Raw genomic sequence first — 24,117 nt, 5'->3', positions numbered from 1 at the left:
ATGCGAAGGAATTGGGCATCCTGTGGGGCGGGAGTCTGCGACAACGACGTCTTTTGATCAATACGCGACCGGGGCCGGGTCCAGCGAGCGCCAAATATACCAAGTCGCCACGCTGCAATAGGGTGCCCAGTTGGCCGCCACTTCACGTATTTCGCTGCGACTGACAGGCTCTCCTGAAAAATAGCAGCGGCTGATGCCCGTTTGAAGCCCGACATCGTCCAAGGGCAGCACATTGGGACGCATCAGGTGAAAGATCAGGAACATCTCCGCCGTCCAGCGGCCGATGCCGCGAATCGCCACCAGCTCGGCGATGATGGCATCGTCGTCCATGTCGGCCCAGGCACCGACGTGCACCTGGTTGTTGGCAAAGTGAAGCGCCAGGTCGACGAGGTACTCCACCTTGCGGGCAGACAGACCGGCTGCGCGCATGTCGTCCACCTTGAGCTTGAGCACCTGCGCCGGCACCATCTTCTTGGGCAGGGCTTCAAAACGGTCCCACACCGCTTGGGCGGCCTTGACGGAGATTTGCTGGCCCACGATGCTGCGCGCCAGCGTGACGAACGCGTCGCCGCGCGACTGCAGGCACACACCACCGTGCTGTGGAATCAGTTTTTTCATCACCCGGTCGCGCTTGATCAGATGGCGACAGGCCTCGACCCAGTACTCAGGCGCGTCCTGCAGCGGTACCGGCATGGCCACCGGCGCCATCAGGACCGCTCCCAAGTGGTGCCGGCAGGGCCATCCTTGAGCACGATGCCGAGCGCTGCCAGTTCCTGACGGATGCGATCGGCTTCTGCGAAGTTTTTGGCCTGCTTGGCGGCGGCCCGCTGCTGAATCAAGGACCGCACCGCTTCGTCAGACGGACCTTCTTGTGCACGGACACCACCCGACTGCAGATAGCTCGCCGGGTCGACCTGAAGGAGACCCAATGTGCCACCCAGTGCACACAGCAGTGCCGCACTGGCCGCATCCTTGTGGCGGTTGACTTCGCTGGCCAGATCAAACAACACGGACACCGCCTCCGGCGTCCCGAAATCTTCATCCATGGCCGCCTTGAAGCGCTGCGCGTGCGGCTGCTGCCAGTCAATGGCATCCACCGAGAGCTTGTTGAACGGGACCAGACTGAGTGCGGTGTACAAACGTTTGAGCGACGAACGCGCATCGTCCAGATGCACATCGCTGTAGTTCAGTGCACTGCGGTAGTGGGCCCGCAAGATGAAGAAACGCACCGTCTCCGGGTCGTATTTGACCAGCACCTCGCGGATGGTGAAGAAGTTGCCGAGGCTCTTGGACATCTTCTCGTTGTCCACCCGCACAAAGCCGTTGTGCACCCAGAACCTGGCCAGTGGCTTGCCGTTGGCACCCTCGCTCTGCGCAATTTCATTCTCGTGATGAGGAAACTGCAGGTCGGCGCCTCCGCCATGGATATCGAAGGTTTCGCCGAGCGTGGCACTGCACATGGCAGAGCACTCAATGTGCCAGCCGGGCCGCCCCGGGCCGAAAGCGCTCTCCCATTTGGCCTCAGCAGGTTCATCGGGCTTGGCCGATTTCCACAGCACGAAATCCAGTGGATCGGCCTTGTCCTGGGCCACCGCCACCCGTTCACCCGCGCGCAAATCGTCCAGCGACTTGCCCGACAGCTTGCCGTAGCCCTCGAACTTGCGCACCGAAAAGTTCACATCTCCGTTGTCGGCCTGATAGGCCAGCCCCCTGTCCTGCAAGCGGGAGATGAGGCTCAGCATCTGCGGGATGTACTCGGTGGCGCGGGGCTCCAGTGTCGGGGGCTCGATACCCAAGGCACCGATGTCCTCGTGCATGGCTGCCGTCATTTCGTCCGTCAGCGTGCGCAAGCTGATGCCCCGCTCCAGGGCACGCCGGATGATCTTGTCATCAATGTCGGTGATGTTGCGAACGTACGTGACCCTGTAACCGCTCACCTTCAGCCAGCGCTGAACCACGTCGAACGCCATCATCATCCGCGCATGCCCCACATGGCACAGGTCGTAGATGGTCATGCCGCAAACGTACATGCGCACGTGCCCGGGTTCGATGGGCTGGAAATCTTCCAGCCGTCGCGATAGCGAGTTGTAGATTCTTAAAGTCATGGGAGGGAAAAGAGGGGGGAGCATCTGTTGCGCCAGGCAAACGACCCGCATGGCCATTGCTTCAGCCCGAGTGTTGCATTACCGCTTGCCCTCCCCCGGAGTCACCGGGCGGGCAAGGGTCGAACACCGACACCCCTCAGATACAATGCGCCAGTATAGCCAGCCCGGCGCTGTGCCAGTGTGTCCATCGGGCCTGATGATCGTTGATCCAGGGTCCTGTTGCATGGCCAGTTCATATCCAGTCAGCCCCTGAGGTCTCATGTTCCATTCGACGAAATCTCCGTTTTTTCAGAACCATGAGGCAGGCCCGGCCACCCCCGGTGGCATGCGCTCCAGCCTGCGCCGGTTGGCCGTGTCGCTGGCGGTTTCAGCGGCACTCGGCAGCACAGCTGTGATGGCCCAGGCAGACCCGTACGCCGACGTCAATCGGCTTGTGCGTGCTGGGCAACTGAACGAAGCCCTTGCCAAGACCGACCAGTACCTGGCCACCAAGCCTGCCGACCCGCAGATGCGTTTCCTCAAGGGCGTGATCCTGACGGAATCCGGCAAGACCAGCGAAGCCATTGCCGCATTTCTCAGCCTGACCCAGGACTATCCGGAGCTACCAGAGCCCTACAACAACCTCGCCGTGCTGTACGCGGGCCAGAGCCAGTTCGACAAGGCGCGCGCCGCGCTCGAGATGGCCATCAGGACCAACCCCAGCTACGCCACCGCCCACGAGAACCTGGGTGACGTGTACGCCAAGCTGGCCAGCCAGGCCTACAGCAAGGCGCTTCAGCTGGATGCCGGCAACACAGGCGCGGCCCCCAAGCTCAGCCTGATCCGGAGCCTCTTTTCGGCCGATAGCCGCTCCGCCCAGGCCGAGAAGGTGGCTGCAGCACCTGCAACATCTGCGGCACCTCCAGCCCCCGCTGTTGCGGCCGCCCCCGCCACGCCGGTCGCGCCTGCCACGCCTGCCGCTACCGGAGGTGCCGGGCAAGCCGACGTCGAAAGCGCTGTGCAGAAATGGGCACAGGCATGGTCGAACAAGAGCATGCCGGACTACCTCGGGGCCTATGCACCCAGCTTCACGCCGACCGGTGGTCAGGCGCGCAGCGACTGGGAAGCCGAACGGCGCGCGCGCATCGTGCCCCGGCAGCGCATCAATGTTGAAGTCAACGATCTGGACGTGGCAGTCAACGGCGATCGGGCCACCGCGCGGTTCCGGCAGGTCTACACATCAGACACCCTGAACGTCACCAGCCTGAAGACCCTTGACTTGGTCAGGAGCGGAAACCGATGGCTGATCGTCAAGGAATCCACGGGATCCTGATGGCCAGTTCGCGCGCTTCGCAGACTGGCCATGCCAGTCTGCAGCTGCCTGTGCCGGCAGTCACACCGGTCACCGGGCTCAAACGAGGCGGTTCATTGCAACTGGCCATTGGCGCGGCCGCTCTGCTGGGCTTCATGTTCGTGCTGGGCAACAGTGCCCTGTGGTCTGAAGCCGGGTCGTTATTCTCCCGCGCGGGCTCGGAAGACGATGGCGCCACCACACGGGGTGGCCTGGACGCCCTCCCCTCATTCATCGAAAGCGCGCAGGCCAAAGTGGTGAGCACGCCCCTCAGTGCGGTCTCATCTTCCGGCAATGGAATGACTTCCATCAGCTTGACCGACGAGAGCTTCCAGCACGTGCTGCCACTGCTGGGTGAAGCCGAGGCCAGGTTGATCGAGATCTACCAGCGCATTGGCCAGGGCAGGCACAGGGAAGCCTTGCACTTGACCGAAAACCTGGTGACGGCGCACCCGAACTTTCAACTGGCCCAACTGGTTCTGGGTGACCTGCTCACGCTGCAGTCGCATCCCGTTCGTCAGCTGGGCAACGTACCGGACACCACAGCCCTCGCTGCCCGGGAGCAGTTGGCGGCCTTGCGCGACGAGTCCAGCCGCAGGCTGCGTGCGCTCACGGAGCGCCCCCCGGCAGGCACAATGCCCGACCAGATCCTGGCCCTTGGCCCCAGGAGCCGGCATGTCATTGCGGTTGACGCGTCCAGATCGCGTCTTTACCTGTTTGAAAATCTCGCCTCCAGCGAGTCGGCAATGGGTGAGCCACCCACGCCGCAACTGCGCCTGATTGGCGACTTCTATATTTCAGTGGGGCTTTCAGGCATCGAGAAGGTGGTGGAAGGTGATCAGCGCACGCCGCTCGGGGTCTACTACATCACCAGCAACCTCAACCCTGCCAACCTGCCCGACCTCTACGGCGCAGGGGCTCTGCCCATCAACTACCCCAATGCTCTTGATGTGCGCCGGGGCAAGACCGGACACGGCATCTGGCTGCACGGAACACCGCGCGCCCAGTTTGTGCGCGCGCCTCAAGCCTCTGACGGTTGCGTGGTGCTGTCCAACCCGGACCTTCAGCGTTTGCTGGCCACGGTCGCCATTCGCTCAACGCCGGTGATCATTGCCCAGGAGTTGCGATGGGTGAAACCCGATGCGCTGGACCCGGACCGCAAGGCCTTCCATGCCACCCTGGAAGCCTGGCGCAACGCCAAAAGCCTGGGAATGATGGAGGGGTTGAAGCCCTATTACTCTGACCAGTTCCGCAGCGCGGGGCGCAACCCGGATCAATGGTGGGCGCGCGTGGACAGCGAACTCCGCAACAAGGGCGACCGCACCATCCAGCTCAAGGATCTGTCCGTGCTGCGCTGGCGCGACAGTGAAGACACCATGGTGGTCACTTTCGGCGAGGTGGCGGAGGGTCAATCTCGCGGTGTGACCAAGCGCCAGTACTGGGGCCTTGAAAATGGCCAGTGGAAGATTTTTTTTGAAGGACAAGTATGAAACACGTATCGCAGCCCGCTCGCAGGCGCCTTGGCACTCTGGTCATCTCTGGCCTGCTCTCCTTCACCTTGTTGCCCGCGTTGGCCCAATCGCCGTCTGCCGCACCCAAGGTCAAGCTGAGCACCTCGATGGGCGACGTGGTGCTTGAGCTGTACCCCGACAAAGCCCCCAAGACGGTCGAGAATTTCCTGCAGTATGTGCGAGACAAGCACTACGACGGCACCGTGTTCCACCGCGTGATCAGCAACTTCATGATCCAGGGTGGTGGCTTCACGCCCGATCTGCAACAAAAGCGCACTCGCTCGCCCATTCCGCTGGAAGCCAGCAACGGACTGAAGAACGACCGCGGCACCATTGCCATGGCTCGCACCGCGAACCCGAATTCCGCCACGGCGCAGTTCTTCATCAATGTGGTCGACAACGCCGGATTGAACGCACCCGCACCCGACGGCTACGGCTACACGGTCTTTGGCAAAGTGATCCAGGGCATGGACACGGTCGACAAGATCCGCAACGCAGCCGTCGGCAACCAGGGTGGACACCAGAACGTACCCAAAACTCCCATCACCATCACCCAAGCCACTCTGGAGAAATGAACATGGCCAACCCCCAAGTCGAACTGCACATCGCCAACCACGGCGTCATCACCATCGAGCTCGATGCCGAAAAAGCCCCTCTGTCTGCGGCCAACTTCCTGGCCTATGTGAACAAGGGTCACTACAACAACACCGTGTTTCACCGCGTGATCCCGGGCTTCATGGTCCAAGGCGGCGGCTTCGAACCCGGCATGACGCAGAAGCCCACCGATGCCCCGATCACCAACGAGGCCAACAACGGCCTGAAGAACGACACCTACACACTGGCCATGGCTCGCACCAGTGACCCCCATTCGGCCACTGCCCAGTTCTTCATCAACGTTGCGAACAACGGCTTCCTGAACCACACCGCCCCCAGCGCCCAGGGATGGGGCTACGCCGTGTTCGGCAAGGTGGTTGGCGGTGCCGACATCGTCAAAAAGATCGAAGGCGTGCCCACCGGTCGCAAAGGCTTCCATGACGACGTGCCCAAGGACGACGTGGTGATTGAAAAGGCCGTGGCGCTTTGATGGACTCTCCCCTGCGCCGCTTCGCGGCGTCCCCCCTCTCTGGCGCGCCCAGGGCGCTTGGAGGGGGGACGGCACCCATGGGCCGGCGGAGCCGGACCTTCGGTGCCTCTGGATTGGGCACCACTTCTTTCGTTGCGGGCTTTGTTCCCCCTCCCGCTGTCGGGAGAGGGTTGGGGTGAGGGTGGCGTAGGTCACACCTATCCGGCATGAATAACCTCCCAGGCCGCTTTGCCGAGCTGCGGGCTCCGGCCCATTGGCAAACGGTCGATTTCATATCCGACCTGCACTTGCAGGCGAGCGAACCGGCCACGTTCGAAGCCTGGCGGCGCTACCTCGAACGCCCGCTCACTGAACGGGCCGACGCGCTGTTCATCCTGGGTGACCTTTTTGAAGTCTGGGTGGGCGACGATGTACTGGCTCAAACTGGTACCGCTGAACACGATTTCTGGCGCACATGCGTCCAAGTCATTCGCACCCATGCCGAGCAGACCCCGGTGTATTTCATGGTGGGCAATCGCGACTTTCTCTTGGGCCCAGTCGCGGCACAGGCCTGCGGCATGCAATTGCTGAGCGACCCGACCGCCCTGGATTTTCTGGACCATCGCTGGTTGTTGAGCCATGGTGACGCACTCTGCCTGGCCGACACCGACTACATGCAGTTTCGGGAACAGGTCCGGCATCCACAATGGCAGCGCACGTTTCTGGAGCGCCCGCTGGAAGAACGCGAAGCCATCGCCCGCGAGCTGCGGCAGCAAAGCGAAGCGCGCAAGCAAAGCGCTGCGGGCGACCCTCACAGCTGGGCGGACGTGGATCACCCTGCTGCACAAGCGTGGTTGCTGCACGCTCAGGCGCAGACGCTCATACATGGGCACACACACCGTCCTGCCGAGCATCCGCTTGGCGGCGGACTGCAGCGGGTGGTGCTCAGCGACTGGGAGGTCGGCGGCCAGCACTCGCGAGCCGAGGTGTTGCGCATCGGTGCCCAAGGCATGCAACGTCTACCCATGACGCCGCCCTGAACAACCGCCACCCCACCCGCACCAGCCGATGTTCGACCTGATCCAGAGGTGGCTGCCCCGTCGATGGCGCCGCCCGCCGCCGGTGCCCGATGGGCTCTGGAACCAGGTGGTGGCCGCCTATGCGTTTCTGGGCCAACTGAGTTCGGTCGAACAGCAACGTCTGCGTCTGTTGAGCGCCCACTTTCTGAACGAAAAGGAATTTCATCCCGCCAACGGCCTGCGTCTGACCGATGCCATGGCATTGGCCATTGCTGCGCAAGCCTGTCTTCCCTTGCTGCACATGCACAGTCCGTCGGGGCGGCCCGCTTCAGATCCGCTGGAGTTGCTGGACTGGTACGACGACTTCGTCGGCATCGTGGTGCAGCCCGGCGCCGTGGTGGCCCGGAGAAAGGTCGTCGATGGCGCAGGGGTGGTGCATCACTATAACGAGGTCCTGGCCGGCGAGGCCATGGACCGCGGGCCTGTCATGCTCACCTGGGATGCGGTGGCGATGGCGGGCGAGGCGGCCGCCAGCGGCAGCAATCTGGTGATTCACGAGTTTGTCCACAAAATGGACATGCGAGACATCAGGCTGGGCGACGCTCCCGGTGGCGCCCCGCCGCTGCCATCCGGCTTTTTGGGGACGGGTTCGCTTGCCGGCGGCCAGCGCCTCTGGCGCCAGACCATGCAACAAGCGTTTGACGACTTTCGCGAAGCCGTGTCCATGTCGGAACGATTTGGCGTCGAACCGCCTTGGCTGGACGCCTACGCGGCCACGAATCCGGCAGAGTTCTTTGCCGTCACCTGCGAAGCGTACTTCGTGCGCCGCGACCGGTTTGGCGAAGAATTTCCGACGCTGCTGCCTTTGTACGACGGCTTTTTCAGACCCCGCCAAGCACATGGTGCGCTCTCCTGAATGCGTAGCGCGCAACGCTGCGGGGTGTGCAACTCCTCCGGAGCGAGATGTCTCAATCCAGAGATACCGTGGAACCGGCTCCGCCGGGCCACAGGTATCGCCCCCTTGAGTGGGTGACGCGAAGCGGCGCGGGGGTGGGTCAAGTCAGCGCTTCAACAAGCTCTTCAGCACAGTCTGCAAGCGCCGCGCGGCCGCAGCATCAAAGCGGGATGCCAGTACCGATGCGACATCTTCGACCCAGGTTTCAGCAGGTGCGGCTGCGTGCTTGCGCGTGAGCAATTGCAGTTGCAGCATGCGGCGCTCGCTCAGATGCTCGGCAGGTGTGGGCACTTCAGCGGCGATTTCAAGTCGGAGCAGCACTTCAGCATGGAGCGGGCCGGCATTTTTGGCCAGCGCTGAGACCCAGGCATTGCGGCTGGACGCGTTCACGCGGGGCCCCAGAGCCTGTGCCGTCGGCAACTGCTCGGCATCGCGCTGCTCCCACGCGGTCATCAGCTGGGTCAGGACCTCGCCATGAGCTTGCGCGGCGAGCTTACGCAGGCTCATCTGGGCAGCTTCAATGGCCTGACGCTGGGCACGAAAGGCCGCGTCGCCCAGACGCGGTCCACGCGGTTCGCGCTCTTCACGCCACGGTGACGACGCGCCAGGGCCCCGGCCGCGTGCGTCGGCCCGGCCCATGCCCGGTCCATCACGGCGCCCATCGGGCCGATCCCCCCGGCGACCATCGCGAGCGGCAGGCTCGGCCTTTTTCATGCCGGGCCGGTCGTCGCCTCGCACCGCCACCACTTTCTTGGGTGGGGACGCCGGAGCGGCAGGCGCTGGCTTCACATCGGCCTCGCTGTCCTGCGCGGCCATGTCCTCTGCTGGCTCGCCGGAAGCCACTGTTTCGGCAGACTGCTCCGTCGTTGAATCAGTGGCCACTTCGGCTTGCGCCGCTGGAGGCTGACTCACTGCTTCAGCCTTGCTGGCTGCCGCATCGGCTTGCCCTGCGAGCGCCAGCTCAAGTGACTGCATGGCTTCCCGAATCCGCTGAGCGTCTCCACTGGCGCTGGCCGCTTCCAATGCCCGCGAAGCGTCGAGCACGCGTTGATCGTGCGCACTGAGCGCCGTGACGGCTTTTTCACGTTCGCTGCTCTTGCGAGCAAACGCGTCGTCGATGGGCTGCCGGAAGGCCTCCCACAGTTTTTGTTCGTGCTTGCGCTCCAGCGGCACCGCGTGCGCTTCGGCCTGCCACCGCTGTTGCAGCGCCTTGACGGCATCAATACGCAACTGCGGAGCCGAACCCAGTGCAACGGCTTCGTCGATCAGGGCACGACGACGCGCCGTGCTCTCGGCCTGCGCCGCTTCCAGGGGCGCGTGCGCCTTGTGCATGACGTCTTTCCATGCAGGCTGCAATTCGGCAAACGCTTTTTCACTGAGATGCCCAGCTTCGCGCCAACGCTCGGAAAACCGGTGCAACTCCCGAACCTGGGCCTTCCAGTCAGTGCTGGCAGCGTGCAACTCGGCCCAGGCCTTGAGTTCGTCAATGATGGCCAGGCGTTGGGCCTTGTGAACCTCCGCCTGCTGCCGGACCTGCGCCAGCCAGGTCTCCACCACTTTGTGCGCCTCGGTACACGCCTCGTCGAAGCGTTTCCACAGGGCATGGTTGGCCTGACCACCCTGGTCGGTGGTTTTCCATTGTTCGCGCAGACTGCGCAGCGTTTCCTGCATCTTCCGGCCACCCAGACGCTGGCCCTCTGGCGCCCGCAAAAGACCTTCGGCCTTGGCCACCAGCTCTTCGCGCAATTGATCGGCCCGCCAGCGCTGCCAGCCTTCGAGCTCGCCTGCCTGAGACAGCGCCGCATGCGCCCGGGCTTCCAGTTCGGCACTGACCAGACGGCCGTGGGTCTTGAGCAAGCCCCGCACATCTGCGGCCGCCTTGGGCGTGGCCTTGCCATGCCCTTCTGCCAGTTCCCGCTCCAGCACGGTCAGCGCCTTGTCGATCTCGGCGCCTGCGCGGGCGCGCTTCTCTTGCGCGGCCTGGGTGTTCTGATTGTTCTTTTCAGCGGCGACAGAGACATCCTGCCCGCGGGCAAGGCGCAGCTCATCGGCCCAGACCGGCACGGCTGGCAATGGCGCCTGCGGATCTGCATCGGCTGCCACGGTTTGGTCGAGCGCCGCTGCAAATGCCTCCCAGACCAGTTGCAGCTGGCTCCTGGAAGCATCCAGCATGGTGGGGAATTTGGCCTCGACGCTGGACCACTGGGGATCTTCTGTGAGGCCAGCCACTTGCTCCTGCCAATGGCTCACGTCGGCACTCAAGGAAGGCGCGCTGGCCTGGGCCTCTTTCCAGGGTTTGGTCGACAACACCTCAATGCGCTGGGCAATCAGGACGGCCGCCTCCCGCTCGACCTGCACACGGTGCTGCAAGTCCTCGATGGCCTTGACGCGTTCACCAAGCGCTTGCTTCAGTCCCGACAGGGGCTCACGCGACAGGGGGGCTCCCGCCCTTGCCGCGTCGCGTTGCCACGCCAGCGCATCGGCCAGATTGAGGCGTGCCTGATCCAGCATCGCCTGCGCCTTGGCAGCCCATTCCACGGCGATCTGCTCCTGACTCTTCTGCCGCTTGAGTTCGTCGAGCTTTTCCTTCAGTGGCTTGGATGCCCCCCGATCGCGGTGAGACAGCTCCTTGAACACGTCAGACATCTGCTCCAGTGAAGGCGAGGTCGTGAGCCACTCGCGAATTCTTGCGGTGCGCTCGCCTGAGGTGGGTGCTGAAAAAGCACCACCGGTGAGAGCGTCCAGCGGATGGGCGGAGGCGGATTTGGACGGTGCAGGCGAGTTCACGGCAGATTCAGGGGCTGGGGACTGGGGCGCGGATTTTCGCAGAGAGAACAGCGACATGGAGAGGTATGGATGATGGGCAGATGATTCGCTTGGGCCATCAGAACACGGCTCGCAACCCGGTATTGTCACCGCTGTTGGCGCAGGCACCTCATGCGGCGCTGCCAACGCCCAGGGGCGAATCCCAGAAGACACCTGGATAGATGAGTAGAAGAGGCATTCGCTCCTGCAAGCCTTCCGCCGCCGCGAGCAAGGGAAGGTCTGTGAAAAAGTGGATATCGCATCTCGATTGCACAAAAAAGAAACCCCGACGGGTCAAACCCGTCGGGGTTGACGGCGGGCTAAATGCTCATGCCGTCGGATTTGGCGGAGAGAGATGGATGTCTCCCCAGCCTGGAAGCAACAGATTGCTCCCGTTGGGGCCGGCTATCGAATGAATCGAGTCACCAGCAGCACCTGTTGTGACAACAGGCGATTGCAGGTTACCCGGTATCGTCAACCGCATCAAGCCTCCAAGACCGTGGTTTGATGGAGATTTTCAATCACGGCCTGCCCGCCCATCATCGTCCTCACATTGGAGGAATCAGACATGAAGGGTTGCTTTTGGGCGACAAGCGGTAAATGTCCCAGGTCCCGCAGGTAAGGCTCTCAGAGGCCGCAGCCACACACGCTTGCGCGCTAGCGAACTCTGTGGGGGAACTTTTTCATTCCATTTGATATTCTTTTTTGGCATATAAATTGAGTTTTTATACTTGACTTGACACTAAGCCCCACCTAACATCCGCTGGCTTTGCCCAATTCAACGGGTAAACCCTTAACCGCTGCCCCACAAGGCTAAGTCCGAGGCAACCCTGCAAGGTGCTGCCACCGATGGCGACCCCACCCCAACCACCGGCCCCTCTGGCCGGTTGGAGAAGTCTGGAGCGACACCATGAAAAGAACGAACGAACCCACATCTCTTCGCGGCTTGCATGCCGTGGGGTCATCAGTGAAAGTTGCGGCGGGCGATGTGGCCCGCGGGTTTTTTGAAGTCACACACAACGGGCTGGCGCTCATGGGCACGGCCCTCGCCGTGAGCCTCATCGTGCTGGGCGCGCGGAGCGACCTTAGAGCCAATGCCGAACAACAATTGCTGAGTTGGCTGGTGGAGCGACAAGCGAACACTATCCCCCAGGTGGCCATCGCCCCGGAACCCACCGCCATTGATCGTGTCACGGCGGCTCATCCGCAATCGCTGCCCGAACAGCAGGCCCGGGTGGCTTTTTGGCTAAGCAAGAAATATCGGGTGGCGCCTGAGCCGTTGACGGTCCTGGTGAGCGAGGCTTTTGAGATCGGCGAAAAGGTGAAAATTGACCCGACCCTGATCCTGGCGGTGATGGCAATCGAGTCCCGGTTCAATCCCTTCGCACAGAGCCCGGTGGGCGCTCAGGGACTCATGCAGGTGCTGACCAAGGTTCACACCGAAAAGTACGAAGACTTCGGAGGCAAGCTGGCGGCCTTTGATCCACTGACCAACCTTCGCGTCGGCGTGATGGTGCTCAAGGACTGCATTCGCCGAGCCGGGTCCGTCGAAGGGGGCCTTCGCTATTACGTGGGCGCCGTTTCCTCCGATGGCAGCGACTACATCAACAAGGTGATGGCTGAGCACACGCGGCTGCAGCACGTGGCTCTGGGCAAGCCGGTACCTCGATACATTGCCCCTGCACGCCCCATCATTACCGTCGATCCTGCGCCGTTGGAGTCGGCCGCTGTTTCCACGGAGTCTGCCCTGGCCACCTTGCCAGACGCCTCCGCGCGGCGAGCGCCCGCCATTGCTCCTGTGGCAGATGATGCGGTTCAGCAGCCTTCAGGAGGTGTCACCCCAGCCACCAACGTCACGGTTGCCCAATCCTGATGATCTCCATCGGGTAGAGATCAGATCAGGATTGGCCGACGTCAGATTGACGACACTCGGCTAAACTCTGCGGGTACGCGACTGGCGATAGGCACACCACGGGAACCGGGCATGACCCGCGTGGCGGTGTTGACGTGGACCCCCTTCCGAGCAACTGCAGGCAAGGGACAACCACTGGGAAGCGTGCCGCCTGACCCTTGTATGTCGGTCTGGCGTTCAGCCGTTCGCCTGGGCAGCCCCTGTCATTGCACCGCGCAAGGCACAGGGATTCACGTCACCCAAGACTGCCACCATGTACGACCGCAACATTCTCATCGAGCAAACCGACCCTGAATTGTTCGCTGCCATTCAGGCCGAAAACGCCCGCCAGGAACACCACATCGAGCTGATCGCCAGCGAGAACTACGCCTCGCCGGCCGTCATGGCCGCACAAGGCACCCAACTCACCAACAAATACGCCGAAGGCTACCCGGGCAAGCGCTACTACGGTGGCTGCGAATACGTGGACATCGCCGAGCAACTTGCCATTGACCGCGTCAAGCAGATCTTTGGTGCCGATGCCGCCAACGTGCAAGCCCACTGCGGCGCCTCTGCCAACGAAGCCGTGTTTCTGGCCTTTCTGAAGCCCGGCGACACCATCATGGGCATGAGCCTGGCCGAAGGCGGTCACCTCACCCACGGCATGCCGCTGAACATGTCGGGCAAGTGGTTCAACGTGGTGTCTTACGGCCTGGACGCCAATGAAGCCATCGACTACGAGGCCATGGAGCGCAAGGCCCACGAAACCAAGCCCAAACTGATCATCGCTGGCGCGTCAGCCTACAGCCTGCGCATCGACTTCGAGCGATTTGCCAAAGTGGCCAAGGACGTGGGGGCCATTTTCATGGTCGACATGGCGCACTACGCCGGCCTGATCGCGGCAGGCGTCTACCCCAACCCGGTGCCCCATGCCGACGTGGTCACCTCCACCACGCACAAGAGCCTGCGTGGGCCTCGCGGCGGCATCATCCTCATGAAGGCCGAGCACGAAAAGGCCATCAACAGCGCCATTTTCCCCGGGCTTCAAGGCGGCCCGTTGATGCACGTGATCGCGGCCAAGGCGGTGGCCTTCAAGGAAGCGCTGATGCCGGAATTCAAGGCATATCAGCAGCAAGTGCTCACAAATGCGCACATCGTCGCCGAAACACTCACATCACGCGGCCTGCGCATCGTCAGCGGCCGCACCGAAAGCCATGTGATGCTGGTCGATCTGCGCGCCAAAGGCATCACTGGCAAGGAAGCCGAGGCCGTGCTGGGCAGCGCCCACATGACCATCAACAAGAACGCCATCCCCAACGACCCGGAAAAACCGATGGTCACCAGCGGCGTGCGCATCGGCACTCCAGCCATGACCACCCGGGGCTTCAAGGACGAAGAAGCCCGGCTGACCGCCAACCTGATCGCCGACGTGCTGGACAACCCCCGCGATCCGGCCAATATTGAAGCGGTTCGCGCCAAGGTGAACGCGCTCACGGCCCGCTTCCCCGTTTACGGCTGATTTAATGACACATACGATCCACGACCTCCCATGAAATGCCCCTTCTGCGGTCATCTCGAAACCCAGGTCGTGGAAACCCGTGTGTCTGAAGACGCTGGTTTCATCCGCCGCAGGCGGCAATGCGGCCATTGCGAAAAACGATTCACCACCTATGAGCGGCCAGACGTGAGTTTTCCCGCGGTGGTAAAAAAAGACGGGCGCCGTGTGGACTACGTTCCTGACAAACTGCGCGCCTCGTTCAGCCTGGCGCTGCGCAAGCGCCCCGTCAGCACGGAACAGGTCGACGCTGCGATTGACCGAATTGAAGAAAAACTGCTCAACCTGGGCGCTCGCGAGGTCCCTGCCGCCCGCCTCGGTGAAATGGTGATGCGCGAGCTCAAGAAGCTCGACAAGGTCGCGTATATCCGGTTTGCCAGCGTGTATCGGAGCTTTGACGATGTGAGCGAGTTCATGGATGCCGTGCGAGAAACGTCTCGCTCCAAGGCCTGAGAAAGCACCCCGCTCCCGTACAACCTGCAACTTCTTCCGTCCGTCGCACTTCTTACAAAAGGCCTTCATTCCCCTGATAGGCTCATCAGTCAGTATGGAAAAACTGCTGCCTTGGTGATTTTTTGTAACTGCCTGTACGGAGAGTGCTTGAACACGTCGACACATATTCTGCGGAGCCCAATCACCCTTTCCAAGGGATTCACCATGATCGAATTGATGGTGACCCTGGCGGTGGCAGCAGTTCTGCTGGGCATAGCAGTTCCAAGTTTTCGGGACATGCTGGAACGAAATAGGGTTGCTGCGCAATCCAACGAACTGCTTGGAGGCCTTCAGGCGGCACGCAGCGAAGCCATTCGCAAGAATGCCACCCACCGCTTCTGCAATTCAAACACTGGCTGGATCGTTCGCACGCCCGCCTCAGCGACCGCCATTCGGGAAGGCACGCTCCAAGGAAACACGACTGCAACCGATATTTGCACCGATTTCCGTTCCGATGGCCTGCCTTACAGCTGTACCTGTGGCAGCAGTGCGGTCGGCACCGCCCTGGTCACCGGCGGAACGATCACCATCACTTCGGGTGCTCAGACACGCACCATCAGGATTCGCACGGGGTCTATCCATGTTGAGTAAGTACCGTCCATTTGCTTGGCAAGCATCCAGCGGCAGGCGATCGTCCCAGAGAGGTGTTGGTCTTATCGAAGTACTGGTTGCGGTGCTTGTGCTGGCCATCGGACTTCTTGGCATCGCCGGCCTTCAGAGCCGTGCGCTCAAAAACGGCCAGAGCGCTTTCGAGCGCAGCCAGGCCGTGACCCTCACTTACCTCATGCTGGACGCCATGCGTGCCAATGTGAATGCAGCCCGTACCGGGCAGTACAACATGAACAGGACCTGCAACGTCAACGCTGGCGGCACGCTCATCACCAACGACCAACGTCTGTGGTTGCAGTCCATGAAACAAACCTTGGGAGATCGCGACACCACTTGCGGCGAAATCAATTGCGTGGGTAACCGCTGCACGATTCGAGTATTTTGGGATGACAGTCGCGCCACAGAAGGCAGTGACAACTATTCGGTCGAAACGATCAGTGTGCTGTGAAAAGAACCACCATGACCCGGCATCTACGCACCCGCAATCCCTTGCCTTCGCGCCAGCATCTCAGAGGCTTCGGTCTGGTCGAGCTGATGATCGCCCTGGCGCTTGGCCTGTTTCTGGTTGGGGGCGCCATCAGCGTGTTCCTCAGCAACCAGCAGGCCTACCGCACCACCGAACAGCTCTCACGCATGCAGGAAAGCGGTCGTACCGCTGTGGAGCTGATGGCAAGGCAACTACGCGAAGCTGGTGGTAGCCCTTGTGGTCGTGGCATTCCGACTGCCAACACGATCAACAACCCGGGCACGCATTGGTGGGCCAACTGGGGAGATGGCATTCGGGGCTATGACAACGATGTGGCTGCAGACGGCGTGGGCTTCGGCACCGCTGCCGCCCAAAGGATTCAAGGTACCGACGCAGTATTTCTGGTATTTGCCAACGCAAACCAAGGGGCAGTTATTGAAGACCACAATCCTGTTTCTGCTCAGTTTCAACTTGGTACCACCAGCCACGGCTTGAGCGATGGCGAGATCGTCATGGTTTGCAATTATCGGCAGTCTGCCCTATTGCAAGTAACCAGCGCTTCGCCCACCAATGATACCGTTGTCCACAACTCAGGGACAGGAACGCCGGGTAACTGCAGCAAGGGTTTGGGCTTCCCGACCGATTGCTCTAGCGCGAACGGAAATGAGTACGTATTTGACAGTGGATTTTTGATCCGCTTGTCGAGCGAAATCTGGTACGTCGGCGCAAATGGCCGCGGAGGAAGATCTCTCTACCGGGCGCGCTTGGTCAACTCCGGTGGGACGCCCTCCACCCTCACAGAAGAAATTGCCGAAGGCGTCACCGATCTTCAATTGACCTACCTTCAGCCTACTGCCGCCGGCCCCCTGCCGACCAACTATGTAGACGCCACCTCAGTAACCTCTTGGGCGGATGTGTCTGCAGTCCGAGTCACTCTCACACTTCAGACGCTGCAGAACGTCGGCACCGACAACGCACCCATTCAGCGCCAGATGACTTACGTGGTCACCCTTCGCAACCGCCTGCCATGAAAAAATTGCATGTTATCCGCCAGGCCACTCTGCGCCGCGAGCGCGGCGCTGCCCTGATCGTTTCATTGATCCTGATGGTGCTCATCACTCTGGTCGGGGTAGCCAGCCTGCGCAACGTGGTGCTGGAAGAAAAAATGGCCTCCAACTTCTACGACCGCAGTCTGGCCTTCCAGGCCGCAGAAGCGGGGCTCCGGGCCGGTGAAGCCATTGCGGATGCTCAGGCTTCAGCAACACCCAGGCATGCCCAAGCTCTGGCACTCACCACTCCTGTCAACAACACACAGTGCTCTTCATCTTGCTCTGGGGGCCTTTGCTCCCCGCCGGGAACTTTCTGCGAAGGGCGCTGGAATCTTGCCGGCTTTACGGGATGGACCAACGCAACTGGTGTGACCCTGAACACCCAGGCCGGATCCTCGCCGCAGTACTTTGTGGAATTCCTGGGGAACACCTTCCCTTGTGACCCCAGCCAACCGCTGGCGAACAACACCTGTGCCCGCTACCGCATCTCAGCCCGCAGCCAAGCCGGTGCCGACCGCGCCGAAGTGATTCTTCAATCCGTCTATGCGACGGAGTAAACCACCTGAGATACGGAAATAGGAGAGGAACATCATGAAACACAGAACAGAGAGCAACACCATGAAGCTGTCCACGATTGCAAACCGGGTTGCACAGGTGGTGGTGGCCACTTCGGCGCTGGCCGTCTATTTTGGCGCCAATGCAATCACCTGGCCCAACACGCCGCTGGGCGCCACCACCAACGCCACACCCATGACCATGCTGGTGATGGGCAAAGACCACAAACTGTTTTACGAAGCCTACAACGATGCCAGCGATGTCGATGGCGACGGCACTTTGGACGTGAGATTCAAGCCGTCCATCGACTACTACGGCCTGTTTGACTCCACCCTTTGTTATAACTACGCGTCCAATCTTTTTTCCCCTGGAGGCACGGCAGAAGCGAATACCGGTCGCTGCACCGGGACCGCACAATGGTCAGGCCGGTGGCTCAACTACGTGACCACCACCCGTATCGACGCACTGCGCAAAGTGCTTTATGGCGGCCATCGGGAAGTGGACAGTACCACACAGACCATCTTGCGCCGCGCCTACATTCCGCAGGATGCGCATAGCTGGGGCAAGGAATACCACAGCGTGGCCACAGATGGCTACGACATCGCAGACTACACCCCGCTCGCCCTGCCTGCCAACAACGGACGGCATTTTTTCGGTAGCCTGACCGACACCAACGGAATCAATTGTGCGACTCTGAGCGATTGCAGTGATCGGCAACCCTTGCTGCGCGTGCGCACCGACGTTGGCAATAACCACAGGATCTGGGAATGGGCGTCCAAGGAGCGCCCTGTGCTGGCCGGTTCACTTTCAACAGGCAGCTTTCCAAGCGGGACCGGTGCCGCACAAGACTTCAGTGTCAGGGTTGAGGTTTGTACCGCCATATTCAACGCAGGCTGCAAGCAGTACCCGAATGGTGGTTCTCCCGTCTACAAACCGGTCGGCCTTTTGCACGACTATGGCGAAGACGACAGCATGTATTTCGGCCTGCTGACCGGCAGCTACGACCGCAACATGAGCGGCGGCCGTTTGCGCAAAGTGGTGTCTTCCTTCAGCAACGAAGTCAACAGCACCACCGGCCAATTCAATGCGAACGCCCGCATTGTCAACACCATCAATAACCTGCGCATTCGCGACTTCAACAACGGCAACACGGAAAACCGCTACAGAGGTGGATGGGTCACGACCAGGGCGATGAATCAGGGCGAATTCCCTGACTGGGGCAACCCCATCGGAGAGATGCTTTATGAAGCGACGCGCTATTTTGCCGGCAGCTCCGCTGCCACCGCGGCCTATGCTGGGGACGAGACCATAGACGGGCAGGTGGGGCTGAGTTCAGTGACATGGGACGATCCGTATTCACCGAACAGTGAGGCAAGTGGTGCTGCCTGTGCCCGCGCCAGCTTTTTGACCATTTCTGATGTCAATCCGTCGTTCGACTCCAACCAGTTGCCTGGCTCTTACTTTGCACCATCCTTTACCGGTGACCTGACCGGTTTGAATGTCGAAACCATCGGCGATGCCATCACAACGATTGAATCAAACATCACCGGTTTGAGGTTCATAGGCCAATCTGAAGCTCTCTATGATGCAGCACCCACACCCAAGACTGTCAATTCTTTGGGAACAATCCGTGGCCTGGCCCCAGAAGAACCCACCAAACAAGGTAGCTACTACAGCGCATCCGTTGCCAAATACGCCAGGGACACCGACCTCCGGCCTGAACTGACAGGCAGGCAATCGGCTGACACCTACGTCGTTGCGCTGAGTTCCCCCTTACCAAAGATCGAAGTCACCACGTCGAATGGTCGCTCGGTGACCATCGTCCCCTTTGCCAAATCCGTCAGCGGCAGCGGCATCAACGCTGCAAGTGGCGAGTTCCAGCCCACCAACCAGATTGTGGATTTCTACGTGGAGCGAATTGCCAACTCCGGCACAGGCGATGCAGACGCTTCAGCCAACGAGGGACGCTACGAAGCCATATTCCAGATCAACTTTGAAGACGTGGAACAGGGCGCCGACCACGACATGGATGCGATCGCAAGGTACGTGATCCAGGAAAACGCCGCAGGACAGGTGGAAGTGACCGTGACCCCAACCTACGAGGCTGGTGGCATTGGGCACTCCATGGGCTACATTGTTTCCGGCTCCTCTGCCGACGGTATCTATCTGGTGGCCAAGGACAACAGCGCCACGCCGGGCTACTTCCTCAACGTCAGACCTGGCCAGGCACCAGGGGACTGCAATCAGAGTCCCATGCCGGCCGACTGCGGCACCTTGCCCTATGCGAATCCATCAACCGATTCCCCGACGCCCGCCACCTACACTTTCACGCCTAGCAACAACGCTGCTGCCACCTTGCTCAAGGACCCTCTTTGGTATGCGGCCAAACATGGCGGCTATGTAGACGGCAACAACAGCGGAACACTAGATCAGACTTCTGAGTGGGACCGGGATGGGGACGGCGTGCCGGACACCTATTTCTTCGTCCAAAACCCTCTCGAACTCAGTGAGTCGCTGCGCAGAGCCTTCGACAACATCATCAACCGTGCTGGCAGCGGAGCTAACGTGGTGGCCAACAGCACCAGTGCGTCAGCCACCACCTTTGTCTTCCAGGGACTTTTCAACCCGGAAAATTGGTCAGGTGGCTTGCTGGCCTACCGTGTCACGAACGACACTACCAATAGGGGCGTGGCAGCTGCTGCCACCTGGAATGCTGCCGAAGAGCTGCCAGCCCACGACGTTCGCCGCATTTACTTCGGGTCAATGGAAGGCGGCACGCTGGACGGTACGGAATTTGACTGGGGCCTGCTCTCCACCAGCGAACGGGCCCTATTGGGCAACTCCAATATCGTCAACTATCTGCGTGGAGATCGCGATCTTGAGATCGCCAACGGAGGCACGCTCCGTGACCGTAACCCGCATACCGTGCTGGGTGATATCGCACACTCTTCGCCTTTCTACTTGCCCGATACGGGCACCGTATTCGTGGGTGCCAATGACGGCATGCTGCACGCGTTCAGTGGCACGGACGGGGCGGAGCAATTTGCCTACATCCCCAGCGCTGTCCTCAGTCGCCTGAGGAACCTGTCTCAAGTCGCTTTTGATCAAAACCACGAATATTTTGTGGATGGCGACATCGCCGTCTCCAACAGAACCCAGACGGCTGGCCGCAACTACCTGGTGGGCGCGCTGGGTCGCGGTGGCAAAGGCTTGTACGGCCTCGATGTGACGGACCCGGCCAACTTCGATGGCGACGACGTGCTCTGGGAGTACTTTTCTCCCACCGATGCAGATCTGGGCTACATGCTGGGCCGCCCCATCATCGCCCAACTGCAAAATGGCACATGGGCTGTGATCATTGGCAACGGCTACAACAGCACCAACCGCCGAGCCGTGCTCTACGTCTTCAATTTGAGTACAGGCGCCCTGATTCGCAAGCTGGATACTGGAGTGGCCGGGGACAATGGCCTTGCCACCCCGGGCCTTGTTCTGGACAATGCCGGCAGGGTAACAACGGCTTACGCTGGCGACCTGATGGGCAACGTCTGGAAGTTCAACCTCTCCGGCAACTCGGCTGCTTCATGGTCGATTGCCAATAGTGGTCAACCGCTGTTCACCGCCGAGACCAGCGCTGGCGTGGCACAACCCATCACGGCGCCCATTACCGCGACCATGAAAACCGAGGCGGAATACGCTGGCGACCCGCATGTGGGTCGGTGGTTTGTGCATTTCGGCACCGGCAGCGACTTTCAAACCTCCGACCCGTCCAACACGGCATTGCAGTCGTGGTACGGCCTGATTGACACAGGAACGCCCATATTGCGCAGTGAGTTGCTACAGACACCCGGTCTCTTGAACGCCGGCGAGGTCGCGGGCAGGCCCGTGCGCACGTTCAGGGAGATCCAACCCAATGCCATGCAGACGAGGAGAGGCTGGGTCATTGATCTGATATTCAACAATGTGCTCGAAGGTGAACGGATGGTGACCGCTTCGCGCTTCTACAACTTGACCAACCCAACCCTGCTTGCCAGTTCCGTCATTCCCGTGGACGACGTATGTAACCCCGGGGGTCGTGGTTACCTGAATGCGGTCAACCCATTCACCGGTGGCCGTTTGGCCAGTCCCCTCTTCGATGTTGACGACAACCCTGCAACGCAAGATATGCTGAACGGTGTTTATCCGGGGTCCATCGACCTGGGCGTCGGCAAGCCTGGTGAGGCAGCGCTGGTTGATCCCTTTTTGGTAGGGGGTGGTTCGGAAGGAGAAGTGGGCAGCGTTGCGATCATCCGCCCCGCAGGCTCCGGCTTACGTGGTCGCATTTCATGGCGGGAGATCGTGCGGTGACCCAACTCACTAATGCATTTACAGTCATGCGACGGACAAACCAATGAGCAACAAATCCAGCCATCGGGGCTTCACCCTGATTGAGGTGATGATCGTGGTCGCCATCGTTGCCATCCTGGCGGCGGTGGCATACCCGAGCTACATTCAATCAGTGACCAAAACCCGCCGCACTGCCGCTCAGGGATGTCTGGTGGAAATGGCGCAGTTCATGGAGCGCTTCTATACCACCAACATGCGCTACGACCAGACGGCGGCCACCCCCCCTGTCGCTGTGGCGCTGGCGAATCCCACCTGTCGGGCGGAAATGACCGCCTTCTACACCTTCAGCTTCACGGCTGGCCAACCCACCCAATCCACCTACACGATTCAAGCAGTTCCACAAGGCGGCCAAGCGACCAATGATGCCGGGTGCGGAACACTGACGTTGACACAGGCTGGTACCAAGGGCCGCAGTGGCACGGCCGCCATGAATCTCTGCTGGCAGTGAGCGCAGAGCAGTTGGGACATCGACATAAAGGCGCAACGGGTGTCCTCAGCGCGAACAGCCTGACTGACGCTGTTCCTGGCGGACGCGGCCGGTTGCACTCATCACCAGCATGGTGACTCCCTGCTGCGAAGGAATGCAGACCTCCATGCTCCCCGCCAGAAAACCGCCATTGTTCTGTGCGGGGCGTCCATCAGCGTCGAATATCAGGTAGCGGCTCATGGCCCCATTCCCCACCATCTGCGCTTGAGGGTCGCCTTCGTGCTCGGCCAGTATGGGTTCATTGGCGTCCCATCTTCCATTGCGGTGCAATTCCAAATGCACCCGCCAGCCAGAATGCCAGCCGGTGCCCCGCGTAGACAGTGCCACCGGCCTCCCTCTGCTAATCGCTGCACTTCGAGCCAATGCCATATGCGCAGTCAACTGACTGGCCAGCGAATCCCTGCGCTGCCGTGCTGAAAACTCTTTCCAGCTCGGTATGGCAACCGACGCCAGAATGGCCATTATTGCCAGCACGACGGCAAGTTCCACCGCAGTAACACCCCTCGCACTCCCCATACTCCCCATACTCCCTTTTCGCACGCGCACCTCCCTGACACTGCATGATCGTTCGCTGCATCGCCACTTCACATGAGATGCCAGCGCGTGAGTTCTTTAGAACCCATTTTTCCAATCGATGGAGTCTATGTGAGTACTTTCGATTTGAACAACCCCAAATCTGATGAAGCTTCGGCAAGCGCCGACCCCATGCTTGCTGCGGCCGAGGCGGGTCAACTGGCACGACTCATCTGCGCACCCAATCCTGCGGTCGGTTGCGCCCTGATCTCCCAGGATTCGCGGCGCGCCATCGGCCACACCCAACAGGTGGGTGGTCCGCACGCCGAAGTCATGTCGTTGCGCGCTGCAGTAGCGCAAGGCATGGACATCCAGGGCTCCACCGCCTATGTGACGATGGAGCCCTGCTCTCATCACGGGCGAACACCTCCCTGCTGCGACGCCCTCGTGGTGGCTGGCGTGCGGAAGGTGGTGGTCGCAACGAGAGATCCGAATCCGCTGGTCGCGGGGCGCGGGATTGAAAAGTTGAGGGCTGCAGGCATTGAAGTGGAGGTACTGTCGGCAGACCATGAGGTGACACGTGCTGTGCGGGAACTCAACATCGGCTTCTTCAGCCGCATGATCCGTGGCACCCCCTGGGTGCGCATGAAAATGGCAGCTTCGCTCGACGGCACGACGGCGCTGGCCAATGGCACCAGCCAATGGATCACTTCTGAAGAATCGCGCACCGATGGCCATGGCTGGCGGGCGCGGGCTTGTGCGGTGCTCACCGGTATCGGTACGGTGCTTGAAGACGATCCCATGCTTGACGTGCGGCTGGTGCCGGCGACTCGGCAGCCCCATCTGGTGATCGTCGACAGCCGCCTCGAAACGCCGCCGGATGCCCGGCTGTTTCAGCCCGCCGCACACGGGTTGCCCCGCCAGGTCTGGATTTACTGCGCTCGGCCCGGTGCCACCAGACAGGCTGCGCTAGAAGCACTGGGCGCGCAGATCAGGTGTTTGCCCGATGCCAACGGCAAGGTGGACCTGGGCGCCATGTTGAAAGATCTGGCCCAGCGCGAGGTGAACGAACTTCACCTGGAAGCAGGCTACAAGCTCAACGGATCGTTTCTCCGCGCCGGCCTGGTGGACGAATGTCTGCTCTACCTGGCGCCCACACTGCTGGGGCAAGGTGCTGGCATTTCCAATTTTGGCCCCTTGCAGCAGCTCGGCGAGGGGTTGCCGCTGCAGTTCCAGTCGGTTGAACGGGTGGGCAAAGACCTGCGCATTCTGGCGCGCGGGGTGGATCGAGACGCGTTTCTCAAGGGCTGATCCCACCTGCCACGGGTT

Annotated in this window: 20 protein-coding genes and 1 riboswitch; of the genes, 16 read left to right on the top strand and 4 right to left on the bottom strand. The window is 61.1% G+C overall.

Going from position 1 to position 24,117, the window contains the following annotated elements; genetic code table 11:
• Positions 1-57 precede the first annotated feature (57 nt).
• Together J2W49_RS02190 and cysS are read right to left on the bottom strand one after the other, a co-directional pair.
• Positions 58-708, bottom strand: a complete 651-nt coding sequence (locus J2W49_RS02190) for a DNA-3-methyladenine glycosylase family protein (protein ID WP_310312116.1) — start codon at positions 706-708, stop codon at positions 58-60.
• On the bottom strand, positions 708-2,105 hold the full coding sequence (cysS, locus tag J2W49_RS02185; protein WP_310311171.1) for a cysteine--tRNA ligase: 1,398 nt from the start codon (positions 2,103-2,105) through the stop codon (positions 708-710). The genes J2W49_RS02190 and cysS overlap by 1 nt, the downstream gene beginning before the upstream one ends.
• 325 nt (positions 2,106-2,430) lie before the next feature.
• Between cysS and J2W49_RS02180 the strand changes: the two genes are divergently transcribed.
• The 6 genes from J2W49_RS02180 to J2W49_RS02155 all read left to right on the top strand — a co-directional run bounded on the left by J2W49_RS02180 (position 2,431) and on the right by J2W49_RS02155 (position 7,944).
• Positions 2,431-3,417 carry a nuclear transport factor 2 family protein gene (locus J2W49_RS02180; protein ID WP_310312113.1) on the top strand — a complete coding sequence of 329 codons (987 nt, stop codon included), beginning with the start codon at positions 2,431-2,433 and terminating at the stop codon, positions 3,415-3,417.
• Complete coding sequence (locus J2W49_RS02175) at positions 3,384-4,925, top strand: L,D-transpeptidase family protein (protein WP_310311168.1); 1,542 nt, start codon at positions 3,384-3,386, stop codon at positions 4,923-4,925. The genes J2W49_RS02180 and J2W49_RS02175 overlap by 34 nt, the downstream gene beginning before the upstream one ends.
• Complete coding sequence (locus J2W49_RS02170; RefSeq protein ID WP_310311165.1) at positions 4,922-5,521, top strand: peptidylprolyl isomerase; 600 nt, start codon at positions 4,922-4,924, stop codon at positions 5,519-5,521. Before J2W49_RS02175 ends, J2W49_RS02170 begins: the two co-directional genes overlap by 4 nt.
• 2 nt (positions 5,522-5,523) lie before the next feature.
• A complete protein-coding gene (locus tag J2W49_RS02165; protein WP_310311162.1) occupies positions 5,524-6,030 on the top strand; it encodes a peptidylprolyl isomerase in 507 nt (168 codons plus the stop codon).
• Positions 6,031-6,236: 206 nt separating this feature from the next.
• Positions 6,237-7,049 carry a UDP-2,3-diacylglucosamine diphosphatase gene (locus J2W49_RS02160; protein ID WP_310311159.1) on the top strand — a complete coding sequence of 271 codons (813 nt, stop codon included), beginning with the start codon at positions 6,237-6,239 and terminating at the stop codon, positions 7,047-7,049.
• A 28-nt stretch (positions 7,050-7,077) separates the two neighbouring features.
• The gene (locus J2W49_RS02155) at positions 7,078-7,944 is read left to right on the top strand and encodes a M90 family metallopeptidase (RefSeq protein ID WP_310311157.1); all 867 of its coding nucleotides are present in this window, start codon (positions 7,078-7,080) and stop codon (positions 7,942-7,944) included.
• 144 nt (positions 7,945-8,088) lie between these two features.
• Here the strand turns inward: J2W49_RS02155 and J2W49_RS02150 are convergent, their stop codons facing one another.
• On the bottom strand, positions 8,089-10,827 hold the full coding sequence (locus J2W49_RS02150) for a DUF349 domain-containing protein (protein ID WP_310311154.1): 2,739 nt from the start codon (positions 10,825-10,827) through the stop codon (positions 8,089-8,091).
• A gap of 871 nt (positions 10,828-11,698) precedes the next feature.
• Between J2W49_RS02150 and J2W49_RS02145 the strand changes: the two genes are divergently transcribed.
• From J2W49_RS02145 to J2W49_RS02105, 9 genes are all read left to right on the top strand, one after another.
• Positions 11,699-12,661, top strand: a complete 963-nt coding sequence (locus J2W49_RS02145) for a lytic transglycosylase domain-containing protein (RefSeq protein WP_310311151.1) — start codon at positions 11,699-11,701, stop codon at positions 12,659-12,661.
• 67 nt (positions 12,662-12,728) lie between these two features.
• A riboswitch (ZMP/ZTP riboswitch) is annotated at positions 12,729-12,902 on the top strand.
• Positions 12,903-12,953: 51 nt separating this feature from the next.
• Positions 12,954-14,198, top strand: coding sequence for a serine hydroxymethyltransferase (gene glyA, locus J2W49_RS02140; protein ID WP_310311148.1), 1,245 nt, complete (start codon positions 12,954-12,956; stop codon positions 14,196-14,198).
• Positions 14,199-14,228: 30 nt separating this feature from the next.
• Positions 14,229-14,687, top strand: a complete 459-nt coding sequence (gene nrdR, locus J2W49_RS02135) for a transcriptional regulator NrdR (RefSeq protein WP_310311145.1) — start codon at positions 14,229-14,231, stop codon at positions 14,685-14,687.
• Between the two features lie 114 nt (positions 14,688-14,801).
• Positions 14,802-15,317, top strand: a complete 516-nt coding sequence (locus J2W49_RS02130; RefSeq protein WP_405000981.1) for a GspH/FimT family pseudopilin — start codon at positions 14,802-14,804, stop codon at positions 15,315-15,317.
• Positions 15,307-15,783 (top strand): type IV pilus modification protein PilV, encoded by a 477-nt coding sequence (pilV, locus tag J2W49_RS02125; RefSeq protein WP_310311140.1) that lies wholly within the window; start codon positions 15,307-15,309, stop codon positions 15,781-15,783. Before J2W49_RS02130 ends, pilV begins: the two co-directional genes overlap by 11 nt.
• A gap of 11 nt (positions 15,784-15,794) precedes the next feature.
• On the top strand, positions 15,795-16,832 hold the full coding sequence (locus tag J2W49_RS02120) for a PilW family protein (protein ID WP_310311137.1): 1,038 nt from the start codon (positions 15,795-15,797) through the stop codon (positions 16,830-16,832).
• Positions 16,829-17,407: a pilus assembly PilX family protein gene (locus J2W49_RS02115; RefSeq protein ID WP_310311135.1), complete on the top strand. Its 579-nt coding sequence runs from the start codon at positions 16,829-16,831 to the stop codon at positions 17,405-17,407. Before J2W49_RS02120 ends, J2W49_RS02115 begins: the two co-directional genes overlap by 4 nt.
• 34 nt (positions 17,408-17,441) lie before the next feature.
• Entirely contained in the window at positions 17,442-21,749 is a 4,308-nt protein-coding gene (locus J2W49_RS02110; protein WP_310311132.1) for a pilus assembly protein, read from the top strand.
• Positions 21,750-21,792: 43 nt separating this feature from the next.
• Positions 21,793-22,236 (top strand): type IV pilin protein, encoded by a 444-nt coding sequence (locus tag J2W49_RS02105; protein WP_310311129.1) that lies wholly within the window; start codon positions 21,793-21,795, stop codon positions 22,234-22,236.
• A gap of 45 nt (positions 22,237-22,281) precedes the next feature.
• Here J2W49_RS02105 and J2W49_RS02100 read toward each other — a convergent pair whose 3' ends face one another.
• Complete coding sequence (locus tag J2W49_RS02100; protein WP_310311125.1) at positions 22,282-22,764, bottom strand: GspH/FimT family pseudopilin; 483 nt, start codon at positions 22,762-22,764, stop codon at positions 22,282-22,284.
• A gap of 216 nt (positions 22,765-22,980) precedes the next feature.
• Between J2W49_RS02100 and ribD the strand changes: the two genes are divergently transcribed.
• Positions 22,981-24,099, top strand: a complete 1,119-nt coding sequence (gene ribD / locus J2W49_RS02095) for a bifunctional diaminohydroxyphosphoribosylaminopyrimidine deaminase/5-amino-6-(5-phosphoribosylamino)uracil reductase RibD (protein WP_310312110.1) — start codon at positions 22,981-22,983, stop codon at positions 24,097-24,099.
• The last annotated feature ends 18 nt before the right edge of the window (positions 24,100-24,117 follow it).

Origin of the sequence: Hydrogenophaga palleronii (assembly GCF_031457455.1) — a bacterium.
GTDB classification, from domain to species: domain Bacteria; phylum Pseudomonadota; class Gammaproteobacteria; order Burkholderiales; family Burkholderiaceae_C; genus Hydrogenophaga; species Hydrogenophaga palleronii_A.
Note: the sequence above shows the minus strand (reverse complement) of the source record. Positions and strands in the feature narration are given on the sequence as shown.